This window comes from Streptomyces sp. NPDC048521 (genome assembly GCF_043199855.1).
In the GTDB taxonomy this organism is placed as follows: Bacteria; Actinomycetota; Actinomycetes; order Streptomycetales; family Streptomycetaceae; genus Streptomyces.
On sequence record NZ_JBICWR010000002.1, the window covers coordinates 437,377 to 449,922 of the forward strand.

Sequence of the window (12,546 nt, forward strand, 5' to 3'; positions counted from 1 at the left end):
CTCACGCACGCGGTGCCACACCGCCGGGATCCGGGTCGGCAGCCCCCGCCCGTGCGGGCCCCCCGACGAGCTCACGCACGCGGTGCCACACCGCCGGGAGCCGGGTCGGCAGCCCCCGCCCGTGCGGGCCCCCCGACGAGCTCACGCACGCGGTGCCACACCGCCGAGAGCCGGGTAGGCGTGTCCCCGGGCGTGGGCGATTCGGCCGGGACGCCGCCGCGCCCCACCACACCACCCCAGCGCTGTCCTCCGCTCGTCCTCATTGCCCGTGCAGGGCCGCCAGCACCTGGGTGTCGGTGAGTTGGTCGAAGTCCTCGTACCACTGGCCGACGGCGGCGAAGCCGGCCGGGCGGTGCGGGCACAGGACGGTGTCGGCCTCGGCGGCGAGCAGGTCGAGGGAGTGGGGGGCGCCGACGGGCACGGCCAGGACGAGCCGCGCGGGGCGGCGGCGCCGGACGTGGCGCAGGGCCGCGCGGGCGGTGGCGCCGGTGGCCAGACCGTCGTCGACCACGATCACCGTGCGGCCGGTCAGGTCGGGGAACGGGCGGTCGCCGCGGTAGCGCTGCTCGCGGCGGCGCAGTTCCCGCCGCTCGCGCTCCACCGCCGGGGCCAGGGACTCCTCCGTGAGGCCCAGCCGGTCGAGGGTGTGCGCGTCGAAGAGGGGCGGGTCGTCGGCGGCGAGCGCGCCGACGGCGAACTCCTGGTGGCGCGGGGCGCCGATCTTGCGGACGACGAGCACGTCGAGCGGGGCGCCGAGGGCACGGGCGATCGGCTCGGCCACGGCGATGCCGCCGCGCGGCAGGGCGAGTACGACGGGATCGGCGAGGTCGCCTCGGGCGTGGGCGTCGCTCAGCAGTCCGGCCAGTTCCCGGCCGGCCTCGGCGCGGTCCCGGAAGCGCATGGTCCCCCTCCTCCGCGGAGCCTGTCCTTCTTCCATGGTGCAACGGCGGTCCGTGGTGCCGACGGTGAAGTGCTCCGGGCCTGTCCCAGGGGGGGCGCACACGTGCTCTATACACCCAGTGTATAGTCCCGGCATGCCTCTATCGAGCCACAAGATCCCGACGCTGAAGCACGCGTTCAACAAGATGCGCGAACGGCGCCGAAGGTTGCGTCCGGCCGCACTCGCCTCGGCCGCGGCCTGCCTGGCGCTGACGCTGTCCGGCTGCGCCGACGTCGACACGACCTCGCCGAGCAGCGCACGTGCCGAGGCGGCGCACGGCGCACCGGCGAAGCTCGGGACCGTCGACTGCCGCGAGGCCAAGTGCATCGCGCTCACCTTCGACGCGGGGCCCAGCGAGAACTCGCCGCGACTGCTGGACATCCTCAAGGAGAAGAAGGTCCCGGCCACCTTCTTCCTGCTCGGCAAGCGGCACATCGAGAAGTACCCGGAGCTGGTCAAGCGGATGGCGGCCGAGGGCCACGAGGTGGCGAGCCACACCTGGGACCACAAGATCCTCACCCGCATATCCGACGCGCAGATACGCGAGGAGCTGAAGCGGCCCAACGACGCGATAGAGCGGCTGACCGGCCGCAAGCCCAGGCTGATGCGCCCGCCGCAGGGCCGCACGGACAGCAATGTGCACGAGATCTCCAAGGAGCTGGGCCTGGCGGAGGTGCTGTGGAGCGTGACCGCCAAGGACTACACGACCAACGACTCCGCGCTGATCACCAAGCGTGTCCTCGACCAGGCCTCCCGGGACGGGATCATCCTGCTGCACGACATCTACCCCGGCACCGTGCCCGCCGTGCCCGGCATCATCGACGCCCTGAAGGAGCGCGGCTACGTCTTCGTGACGGTCCCCCAACTGCTCGCGCCCGGCAAGGCCGAGCCCGGGAAGGTGTACCGGCCCTGACCTTCGCCGCACCGGGCCGCGGCCCAAGAGCGGCGCAGGGTGCCCTGATCGTCCGTGAGGGGGATCCGGTGGTGCGGCCCGTCCTTCGCGCCCTCGCTGTCGCGCCCCCGCACCGCGGCTGTCACCGGATACGACGCCTGGTGCACACCCGGCCGGGCGGGCGGACGAGGCGGGCCGAACGCGCAGGTGACCGGCGTCCATTGCCTACGATCGTGCCGTGCCCACCTTCACCTTCGAACGTACGGCCCCGCTCACCCTCGACGAGGCGTGGCGCCGGCTCACCGAGTGGCCGCGCCACGCCGACGCGGTCCCGCTGACCCGGATCAGGGTGCTCACGCCCGGACCGACCCGGGAGGGCAGCCGCTTCGTGGCCCGCTCGGGCATCGGCCCACTGGTCATCGACGACGTCATGGAGGTGACGGTCTGGCGCCCACCGGTGGACGCCGAGCCCGGCCTGTGCCGCCTGGAGAAACGCGGTCGGGTGATCCTCGGCTGGGCGGAGATCGAGGTCCGGCCGGGGCCCGGGGGCCGCAGCCGGGTGGTGTGGCGCGAGGAGTTGCGCGTCCGCTTCCTGCCCCGAGCCTTCGACGGCGTCCTGGAACGGACGGCCCGCACGATGTTCGGCCGCGCGGCGAACCGGTTGCTCAGGGCGGCGTGAGCCGGGCGGGCACCGGACCGGATCCCGTGCGCGCGGCGAACCCGTGGCTCACGGCGGCATGCGCCGGGCGGGCACCGGACCGGATCCCGTGCCTCAGGGGGCGTGGGCCGGGGCGTACCGGAGGCCGCCGGCTCAGGCCACCGACCCGATCCGCCCCGTCGGCCGGGACGCGGTGTCGTGGTGGATCGGGATGTGGGCTCCGGTCAGGGAGACCCCGCTGCCGCCCCGCCGGTTCGCGACGATCTGCGCGCCGATGGACAGGGCCGTCTCCTCGGGCGTACGGGCGCCGAGATCGAGGCCGATCGGGGAGTGCAGTCGGGCCAGCTCCAGCTCGGTGACGCCGACCGCGCGCAGTCGCTCGTTGCGGTCGAGGTGGGTGCGGCGGGAGCCCATCGCGCCGACGTAGGCGACGGGCAGCCGCAGGGCCCGTTCGAGCAGCGGTACGTCGAACTTGGCGTCGTGGGTGAGGACGCACAGGACGGTACGGCCGTCGACCTCCGTGCGCTCCAGGTACGTGTGGGGCCACTCGACGACGATCTCGTCGGCCTCGGGGAAGCGGGCGCGCGTGGCGAACACCGGGCGGGCGTCGCACACCGTGACGTGGTAGCCGAGGAACTTGCCGACGCGGACCAGGGCCGACGCGAAGTCGATCGCGCCGAAGACGATCATCCGCGGGGCGGGGACGGAGGATTCGACGAGGACCGTGAGCGGGGTGCCGCAGCGCGAGCCCTGTTCGCCGATCTCCAGGGTGCCGGTGCGGCCCGTGTCCAGGAAGGCGCCGGCCTCCGCGGCGACCGTGCGGTCCAGTTCGGGGTGGGCGCCGAAGCCGCCCTCGTACGAGCCGTCGGGACGGACGAGGAGGGCCCGGCCCCGCAGCTCGGCCGGGCCTTCCACGATCCGCGCGACCGCCGCCGCCTCCCCCTGCGCGGCGGCGGCCAGCGCGGCCGCGACCACCGGCCGGGCGGGACCGTCCGCCCGGACCGGCGTGACGAGGATGTCGATGACGCCGCCGCAGGTCAGGCCGACGGCGAAGGCGTCCTCGTCGCTGTACCCGAAGCGCTCCAGGACGGTCGCGCCGTCCTCGAGGGCCTGTCGGCACAGCTCGTACACGGCGCCCTCCACGCATCCGCCGGAGACCGAGCCGACGGCCGTGCCGTCGGCGTCCACCGCGAGGGCGGCGCCGGGCCGGCGCGGGGCGCTGCCGCCGACGGCCACCACGGTGGCGACGGCGAAGTCACGGCCCTGCTCGGCCCACCGGTTCAGCTCCTCGGCGATGTCCAGCATGTCTCGGTCTCCTAACGGGGGTGCGTCACAGGGGCGTTCGACGGGGTGGCTAGGGCCTGTCTGACCATTCGCGTCGTTGCCCGAAGGGCGGCCGCGCGGCGTCAGGTGCGTGCTCCCGCCGTGCCGGCCCCAGGCCCTCGTACTGGACGTACTTGGGTCTGGGGGCGGTGCGGCGAGAGTGCGTGCATGGCGTCGCGCGGCAGACGGGAATGGTCAGACAGGCCCTAGTGCACGCCCAGCCAGCCCTCGATCGGGTGGAGTGCGAAGTAGACCAGGAAGATGGCCGTCAGGCCCCACATGAAGGCGCCGATCTCGCGGGCCTTGCCCTGGGCGGCCTTGATGGCCACGTAGGAGATGACGCCCGCGGCGACACCGGTGGTGATGGTGTACGTGAACGGCATCAGGACGACGGTCAGGAAGACCGGGATCGCGGTGGCGCGGTCCGCCCAGTCCACGTGGCGGGCGTTCATCAGCATCATGGCGCCGATGACGACCAGGGCGGCGGAGGCGACCTCCTGCGGGACGATCGCGGTGACCGGGGTGAAGAACAGACAGGCCGCGAAGAACAGGCCGGTGACGACGGAGGCGAGACCGGTGCGGGCGCCTTCGCCGACTCCCGTGGCCGACTCGATGAACACCGTCTGGCCGGAGCCGCCCGCCACGCCGCCGATCGCGCCACCCGCGCCGTCGATGAACAGCGCCTTGGACAGGCCCGGCATGCGCCCCTTGTCGTCCGCGAGCCCGGCCTCGGTGCCGACGCCGATGATGGTGGCCATCGCGTCGAAGAAGCCGGCGAGCACCAGGGTGAAGACGATCATGCCGACGGTCATGGCGCCGACCTGGCCCCAGCCGCCGAACTCGACGTCCCCGAAGAGCGAGAAGTCGGGCATCGAGACCGCGCTGCCGTGCAGTTCGGGGGCGCCGCCGGCCCACTGGCCGGGGTCGATGACGCCGAGTCCGTTGAGGACGGCGGCGACGACGGTGCCGGAGACGATGCCGATGAGGATGGCGCCGGGGATGTTCCGGGCCTGCAGCATGAAGATCAGCAGGAGGGTGCCTGCGAAGAGCAGGACCGGCCAGCCGGAGAGTTCACCGGCGGGGCCGAGGGTGACCGGGGTGGCCTTGCCCTGGTGCACGAAGCCGGACTTGTAGAAGCCGATGAGGGCGATGAACAGGCCGATGCCCATGGTGATGCCGTGCTTGAGCGCGAGCGGGATCGCGTTCATGATCATCTCGCGGAGGCCGGTGACGACCAGCAGCATGATGACGACGCCGTACATCACGCACATGCCCATGGCCTGCGGCCAGGTCATCTCGGGCGCGACCTGGGAGGACAGCACCCCGGAGACGGACAGGCCGGCGGCGAGCGCGAGCGGCACCTTGCCGACGAAACCCATCAGCAGCGTGGTGAGGGCCGCGGCGAAGGCGGTCGCGGTGATCAGGGCCTTCTGGCCGAGCGTGTCGCCGTGGGCGTCCTTGCCCGACAGGATGAGCGGGTTGAGCAGGAGGATGTACGCCATCGCCATGAAGGTGGTGATGCCGCCGCGGACTTCACGGGAGACCGTGGATCCTCTTCCGGATATGTGGAAGTACCGGTCGAGCCAGGACCGCCCTGCCGGGACGCGGGTGCCGTCACCGGCGTCTTCGGCTGCGGTCCTCGGCTCCACTGACTGCTGGGTCATGGTGCCATCTCCCAAGGTTCACAGGGGCACCCGTGCTCCTGACCGGGCACGGGATTTGGGAATGGACGACCCGGGGGACGGCCCGAGACGAACGAATTTCCTGGTACTTCAAGGACCGCGAGCGGTGCGGAACTCGAAGGTGCTCCTCCGGGCGGCGCGGCGGAGTGTGTGACGTTCCCCGCGCCGCCCGGAGAGCGTGGGTGTTACGCGGTTCCCGTGAGGTGCTCGGGCCGCACCGGAGTGCGGTCGAGCTCCAGCCCGGTCGCGTTCCGGATCGCCGCGAGGACGGCCGGGGTGGACGACAGGGTCGGGGCCTCGCCGACGCCGCGGAGCCCGTAGGGGGCGTGGTCGTCGGCGAGTTCGAGCACGTCGACGGGGATGGTCGGCGTGTCGAGGATGGTGGGGATCAGGTAGTCCGTGAAGGAGGGGTTCCTGACCTTCGCCGTCTTGGGGTCGACGATGATCTCCTCCATCACGGCCACGCCCAGGCCCTGGGTCGTACCGCCCTGGATCTGGCCGATGACGGAGAGCGGGTTGAGCGCCTTGCCGACGTCCTGGGCGCAGGCCAGTTCGATGACCTTGACCAGGCCGAGTTCGGTGTCGACCTCGACGACCGCGCGGTGGGCGGCGAAGGAGTACTGGACGTGTCCGTTGCCCTGGCCGGTGCGCAGGTCGAAAGCCTCGGTCGGCCGGTGCCGCCACTCCTCCTCGACCTCCACGACCTCGCCCTCGAGGACGTCGGCCAGGTCGGAGAGGACCTCGCCGCCGTCGGTCACGACCTTGCCGCCCTCCAGCAGGAGTTCGGCCGTGGCCCAGGCCGGGTGGTAGGAGCCGAACTTGCGCCGGCCGATCTCCAGGACCTTCTCGCGGACCAGCTCGCAGGCGTTCTTCACGGCGCCGCCGGTCACGTACGTCTGCCGGGACGCGGACGTCGAACCGGCCGAACCGACCTGCGTGTCGGCGGGGTGGATGGTCACCTGGGCGACACCCAGCTCGGTGCGGGCGATCTGCGCGTGGACGGTGACACCGCCCTGGCCGACCTCCGCCATCGCGGTGTGCACGGTCGCGACGGGCTCGCCGCCGACGACCTCCATGCGCACCTTGGCGGTGGAGTAGTCGTCGAAGCCCTCGGAGAAGCCGACGTTCTTGATGCCGACCGCGTAACCGACCCCGCGTACGACGCCCTCGCCGTGCGTGGTGTTGGACAGACCGCCGGGCAGCTGCCGTACGTCGGCGCCCTCGCTGGACTCCCACTGGCGCTCGGGCGGCAGCGGCATCGCCTTGACGCGGCGCAGCAGTTCGGCGACCGGGGCCGGGGAGTCGACCGGCTGCCCGGTCGGCATGATGGTCCCCTGCTCCATCGCGTTCAGCTGCCGGAACTCCACCGGGTCCATGCCCAGCTTCTTGGCCAGCTTGTCCATCTGCGCCTCGTAGGCGAAGCACGCCTGGACCGCGCCGAAGCCGCGCATGGCGCCGCAGGGCGGGTTGTTGGTGTAGAGGGCGATGGCCTCGATGTCGACGTCGTCGATCACGTACGGGCCGACCGACAGCGACGAGGCGTTGCCGACGACCGCCGGGGACGCGGAGGCGTAGGCGCCGCCGTCCAGGACGATCCTGCACTTCATGTGCGTGAGCTTGCCGTCCCTGGTGGCGCCGTGCTCGTAGTACAGCTTCGCCGGGTGGCGGTGCACGTGCCCGAAGAAGGACTCGAACCGGTTGTAGACGATCTTCACCGGCTTGCCGGTGCGCAGCGCCAGCAGGCAGGCGTGGATCTGCATCGACAGGTCCTCGCGGCCGCCGAACGCGCCGCCGACGCCGGCCAGCGTCATGCGCACCTTCCTCTCGGGCAGGCCGAGGACGGGCGCGATCTGGCGCAGGTCGGAGTGGAGCCACTGGGTGGCGATGTAGAGGTGGACGCCGCCGTCCTCCTCCGGCACGGCGAGGCCGGACTCGGGGCCGAGGAAGGCCTGGTCCTGCATGCCGAAGGTGTACTCGCCCCGGACGATCACGTCCGCCCTCTCGGCGGCCTCGTCCGCGTTGCCGCGGACGATCGGCTGGCGGTGCACGATGTTCGGGTGCGGGACGTGCCCGGCGTGGTGGTCGTCGCGGCCCTCGTGGACGAGGATCGCGTCCGGGGCGGTCGCGGACGCCTCGTCGGTGATGACCGGCAGTTCCCGGTACTCGACCTTGATCTTGGCGGCGGCGCGGCGGGCCGTCTCCGGGTGGTCGGCGGCGACGATCGCGACCGGCTCGCCGTGGTGGCGTACCTTGCCGTGCGCGAGGACCGGGGTGTCCTGGATCTCCAGGCCGTAGTTCTTCACCTCGGTGGGCAGGTCGTCGTACGTCATGACCGCGTAGACGCCCGGCGTGGCCAGGGCCTCGGAGGTGTCGATCGACACGATCTCGGCGTGGGCGACGGTGGAGCGCAGGATCTGGCCCCACAGCATGTCCTCGTGCCACATGTCGGAGGAGTACGCGAACTCGCCGGTGACCTTCAGGGTGCCGTCCGGGCGGAGCGTGGACTCGCCGATGCCGCCCTTGGTCTGCGAGCCCTGGGTGATCTTCGTAGGAGCGCCGTTGGCCGGCATGTCAGACCCCCTCGGACTGGCGGGCGGCCGCCAGGCGGACCGCGTCCATGATCTTCTCGTAGCCCGTGCAGCGGCACAGGTTGCCCGACAGCGCCTCGCGGATGTCCGCGTCGGTCGGGTTGGGGTTGTTCTCCAGCATCTCGTCGGCCGCGACGAGCAGACCCGGGGTGCAGAAGCCGCACTGGACCGCGCCGGCGTCGATGAACGCCTGCTGCACCGGGGACAGTTCGGTGCCCTCGCCGGTCTGCGAGTCGGTGCCCTTGGCCTGCCACTGCTTGGCCTCGTCCAGGGACGTGCCACCACAGGCACCCGTACCGCAGGAGCGCTGCTTGGCGTAGTCCGCGAGGCCTTCGACGGTCACCACCTCGCGGCCCTCGACCTGGCCGGCCGCGACCAGGCAGGAACACACCGGGACGCCGTCCAGGCGGACGGTGCAGGAGCCGCACTCGCCCTGCTCACAGGCGTTCTTGGAACCGGGCAGGCCCAGGCGCTCGCGCAGGACGTACAGCAGGGACTCGCCCTCCCAGACGTCGTCGGCCTCCTGCGGACGTCCGTTGACGGTGAAATTGACGCGCATTACGCAGCGCCCCCCTTCTGACAGGCGGTGCGTCCAGCGCCGCGGTACGACTCCCAGGTCCAGGTGAGCGTCCGGCGGGCCATGACGCCGACCGCGTGGCGGCGGTAGCTGGCGGTGCCCCGGACGTCGTCGATCGGGTTGCAGGCACCGGAGCACAGCGCCGCGAACTGCTTGGCGACCGACGGGGTGATGGTCTTTCCGTTGTCCCAGAAGCCGCCCTCTTCCAGGGCGGCGTTCAGGAAGTCCTCGGCGGCCTTCGCCCGGACGGGCGTGGGCGCGGCCGAGCCGATGCCGGTGCGCACCGTGCGGGTCGCGGGGTGCAGGGCGAGGCCGAAGGCGCACACGGCGATGACCATGGCGTTGCGGGTGCCGACCTTGGAGTACTGCTGCGGGCCGTCCGCCTTCTTGATGTGGACGGCGCGGATCAGCTCGTCGGGCTGGAGCGCGTTGCGCTTGACGCCGGTGTAGAACTCGTCGATCGGGATCAGGCGGGTGCCACGGGCCGCCGACTCCACCTCGACCTCGGAGCCGGCGGCGAGGAGGGCGGGGTGGGCGTCACCGGCGGGCGAGGCCGTGCCGAGGTTGCCGCCGACACCGCCGCGGTTGCGGATCTGCGGGGAGGCGACCGTGTGCGAGGCGAGCGCCAGGCCCGGCAGCTCGGCACGGAGATCCGACATGATCCTGGTGTACGGGACGGAGGCACCCAGCCGTACGCTGCCCTCGCCGACCTCCCACTCGGTGAGGTCGCCGATGCGGTTGAGGTCGAGCAGGTACTCGGGCCGGCGGTGGTCGAAGTTGATCTCGACCATCACATCGGTGCCACCCGCAATCGGCACAGCGGTGGGGTGCTCGGCCTTCGCGGCGAGCGCCTCCTCCCAGCTGGCGGGGCGAAGGAAGTCCATGACCGGCTCTCTTCTTCGTCTCGTGAGTCGTACAGATTGAGCCAATCCGTGTGCGGCGGGCCCGGCTCGTCCATGTGCTGTTGACGCGGAGTGGACTCAGTACACCGCCCCGTACTCCAGCAGGGTCAGTCACCGAAACCATGAAGGAGTTCGCTGGCCAGGGCGAGCATCTTGTAGATTCGTATGAACGGAGGGCATCGGTAACCTCTCCGCTTTCCTGGGGAAACGCGGGAACCGGCGCGGAGGCCCCGGAGTACGCCCCCGTGCGACCGGTTCCGGGCGGCTCCCCCGTCCCCCTCCAAGATCCATCGTAGGTTTCGAGACAAAGAACGGCGGCGACGAGATGCGGCTGCGCGCACTGCTGGACACCGACGCGCTGGGCCTGCGGCTGCTCGGCGGCGAGGACGAGCTGGACCGCTCGGTACGCGGTGTCATGACCACGGACCTGCGCGACCCCAGCCGCTACCTCTCCGGCGGTGAGCTGGTGCTCACGGGCCTGGCCTGGCGCCGGGACGCCGACGACTCCGAGCCGTTCGTCCGCATCCTCGTGCAGGCCGGTGTGGCGGCTCTCGCGGCCGGCGAGGCCGAGCTGGGCGATGTGCCGGAGGACCTGGTGCTGGCCTGCGCGCGGCACCGGCTGCCGCTGTTCGCGGTGCACGAGTCGGTGGCGTTCGCGACGATCACCGAGCATGTCGTACGGCAGGTCTCGAGCGAGCGGGCAGGCGACCTGGCGGCCGTGGTGGACCGGCACCGCCGGATGATGACCTCGGGCCCGGCGGGCGGCGGCCCGGACGTGGTCCTGGACCTGCTCGGCTCCGACCTGGACCTGCGCGCCTGGGTGCTCTCCCCGACCGGCCGACTGATCGCGGGCTCGAAGGTCACGGGCCCGGCGCTGCCCGCCGAGACCTGCGCGAAGCTCGCCGCCGAGCACCTGGCCGCCACCCGCACCGGGCGGCGCGGCCCGCACCGCGTCCTGCTGGGCGGGGCCACGTACTCGCTCTTCCCGGTCCGCTCCTCCGGCCGCTCCCCGCAAGGCTCCCGGGACGTGCGCGAGACGGTCCTGTCGGACTGGCTGCTGGCCGTCGAGGCGGACGCCGGTGACTGGCCCGAGGAGCGGCTGGACCTCCTCCAGGGCGTCACGCAGCTGATCGCCGTCGAGCGGGACCGCCGGGACGCGGCCCGCACCGTACGGCGCCGGCTCGCCCAGGAGGTGCTGGAGCTGGTGCAGACGGGCGCCGCGCCCGCCGAGATCGCGGCCCGCCTGAGGGTCGCCGCGCCGGTGCTGCTGCCCGGCCTCGGGGCGGCCCCGCACTGGCAGGTCGTCGTGGCCCGCGTCGAGTGGGAGGGCGCGGAGGTCGAGGGCGGCCCGGTCGCCCAGTCGCTCCTGGAGGAAGTGCTGGTCGATCCGCTGGCGACCGGCCCGGAACCCTCGGACCGCATCGCGGTCGCGCACACGGGCGACGAGGCGATCGCCCTGGTCCCGCTCCCCGCCGTCTCCGCCGAGCACGACGGTTCGGAGAGCGGACTGCTGGCCGACTCCCTGCTGCAGGCGGTCCGGGAGCCGCTGGCGGCGGGCCTGGACGACGACGGGCGGCTCACCCTCGGCGTCAGCGCGGCCGTGCACTCCGCGGAGGGGCTGCGCGGCGCCCTGGAGGAGGCCCGGCACGCCCGCCGGGTCGCCGCCGCCCGCCCCGGCCGGGTCTGCGCGGCCGGCCACCAGGAGCTGGCCTCGCACGTCCTGCTGCTCCCCTTCGTCCCCGACGACGTCCGCCGCGCCTTCACGGCCCGCCTCCTGGACCCCCTGAAGGAGTACGACCGGCGCCACCGGGCGGAGCTGATCCCGACCCTGGAGGCGTTCCTCGACAGCGACGGCTCCTGGACCCGCTGCGCCACCCGTCTCCACCTGCACGTCAACACGCTGCGCTACCGGGTGGGGCGGATCGAGCAGTTGACGGGACGGGACCTGTCGCGCCTGGAGGACAAGCTGGACTTCTTCCTGGCACTGCGCATGAGCTGAGGTCAGCGGGGGCGCGAGGCGGCCAAACCCGGTCACGTCCACACCCCACCACTTTGTGAAATCTTTCACCCACCCTCTTGGCCCGGCCCCGCGATTGGTGCTGGAATGCCGCCACCACTCAACAGCTCGATGGCGTGCTCGGGGAGGGCAACGTGGCGCATACCGCCATGTCTGGTAACGGAACGACCGCCGGTGACGATCCCCTCCAGACCGCGGTATGGCGGTTGCGCTCGCGGGCCTGCTGGGCCGACGCGGCGGCCCTGCTGCCGGCCGACACCCCGGCGACGGCGCTGCAGCGGGCCACCCTGCTGGTCGAACGGTGCCTGTACACCGAGCGGGGCTGGGAGGAGGCCGAGGACGCCCTGCGGACGGCGGAGGCGCTCGCGCACAGCGACGAGGAGCGAGGCGCGGCGGCCTGCGAACGCGGCCAACTCGCCTACGCGGCGACGCTGCACGGGGTGCGGGACCGGGCCGACGAGGCGCGGGCCGCGCTGGGCCGGGCGGCGGCGCTGATTCCTCCGGGGGCGGCCGGGCGGGCCCTGCTGGACTTCCGCCGGGGGCTGCTCGCCGAGAACCTGAGCCGGTCCCCGCAGGCGGCTCGCGCCGCGTACCGCCGGGCACACGCGGGGGCTGCCGCGCACGCCGACCCGCTGCTGCTGTCCTTCACCTGGCGCCATCTGGCCGGACTCGCCCTGCGTGACGGCGAGTTGGCCGAGGCGCGGCACGGCTTCGCCGAATCCCTGCGGATCCGGGAGGAGTTGGGGTACCTCGTGGGTACGGCCCCCGCGCTGGCCTCCCTGGCCGACGCGGAGTCCGAACCGGAGGCGTCCCGCCTGCGCGAGGAGGCCGGCCGCCTGTTCCGGCTGCTCGGGGGTGTGCCTACATGGCTGGCCCGGCAGTTGGCTCCCCCGACGCCGGGCGCGGCAACGGCTTGATACGGGGTGCGGCGACGGCTTGGTACCGGGTGTGGCAGATCGTTCGCCGC

10 protein-coding genes are annotated in these 12,546 nt (G+C 72.6%); 4 read left to right on the top strand and 6 right to left on the bottom strand.

Annotation, left to right across the window (positions count from 1 at the left end):
* Positions 1–259: 259 nt before the first annotated feature.
* The gene (locus ACGFRF_RS06415) at positions 260–901 is read right to left on the bottom strand and encodes a phosphoribosyltransferase (RefSeq protein ID WP_393737454.1); all 642 of its coding nucleotides are present in this window, start codon (positions 899–901) and stop codon (positions 260–262) included.
* Positions 902–1,085: 184 nt separating this feature from the next.
* Here ACGFRF_RS06415 and ACGFRF_RS06420 point away from each other — a divergent pair, with 184 nt between their 5' ends.
* Both ACGFRF_RS06420 and ACGFRF_RS06425 read left to right on the top strand, forming a co-directional pair.
* Positions 1,086–1,853 (top strand): polysaccharide deacetylase family protein, encoded by a 768-nt coding sequence (locus tag ACGFRF_RS06420; RefSeq protein WP_393737683.1) that lies wholly within the window; start codon positions 1,086–1,088, stop codon positions 1,851–1,853.
* 217 nt (positions 1,854–2,070) lie between these two features.
* Positions 2,071–2,511 (top strand): SRPBCC family protein, encoded by a 441-nt coding sequence (locus tag ACGFRF_RS06425; RefSeq protein WP_393737455.1) that lies wholly within the window; start codon positions 2,071–2,073, stop codon positions 2,509–2,511.
* A 132-nt stretch (positions 2,512–2,643) separates the two neighbouring features.
* Here ACGFRF_RS06425 and ACGFRF_RS06430 read toward each other — a convergent pair whose 3' ends face one another.
* The 5 genes from ACGFRF_RS06430 to ACGFRF_RS06450 form a co-directional block, all read right to left on the bottom strand.
* Positions 2,644–3,795, bottom strand: coding sequence for an XdhC family protein (locus ACGFRF_RS06430; protein ID WP_393737456.1), 1,152 nt, complete (start codon positions 3,793–3,795; stop codon positions 2,644–2,646).
* Positions 3,796–4,019: 224 nt separating this feature from the next.
* On the bottom strand, positions 4,020–5,477 hold the full coding sequence (locus tag ACGFRF_RS06435) for an NCS2 family permease (RefSeq protein ID WP_393737457.1): 1,458 nt from the start codon (positions 5,475–5,477) through the stop codon (positions 4,020–4,022).
* Between the two features lie 203 nt (positions 5,478–5,680).
* Complete coding sequence (locus ACGFRF_RS06440) at positions 5,681–8,065, bottom strand: xanthine dehydrogenase family protein molybdopterin-binding subunit (RefSeq protein ID WP_393737458.1); 2,385 nt, start codon at positions 8,063–8,065, stop codon at positions 5,681–5,683.
* A gap of 1 nt (position 8,066) precedes the next feature.
* Positions 8,067–8,642, bottom strand: coding sequence for a (2Fe-2S)-binding protein (locus tag ACGFRF_RS06445; RefSeq protein WP_393737459.1), 576 nt, complete (start codon positions 8,640–8,642; stop codon positions 8,067–8,069).
* Positions 8,642–9,544, bottom strand: a complete 903-nt coding sequence (locus tag ACGFRF_RS06450) for an FAD binding domain-containing protein (RefSeq protein ID WP_393737460.1) — start codon at positions 9,542–9,544, stop codon at positions 8,642–8,644. Before ACGFRF_RS06450 ends, ACGFRF_RS06445 begins: the two co-directional genes overlap by 1 nt.
* A 343-nt stretch (positions 9,545–9,887) precedes the next feature.
* On the opposite strand from ACGFRF_RS06450, the gene ACGFRF_RS06455 reads away from it, so the two are divergent.
* Together ACGFRF_RS06455 and ACGFRF_RS06460 are read left to right on the top strand one after the other, a co-directional pair.
* On the top strand, positions 9,888–11,561 hold the full coding sequence (locus ACGFRF_RS06455; protein WP_393737461.1) for a PucR family transcriptional regulator: 1,674 nt from the start codon (positions 9,888–9,890) through the stop codon (positions 11,559–11,561).
* Between the two features lie 152 nt (positions 11,562–11,713).
* The gene (locus ACGFRF_RS06460) at positions 11,714–12,496 is read left to right on the top strand and encodes a hypothetical protein (protein ID WP_393737462.1); all 783 of its coding nucleotides are present in this window, start codon (positions 11,714–11,716) and stop codon (positions 12,494–12,496) included.
* The last annotated feature ends 50 nt before the right edge of the window (positions 12,497–12,546 follow it).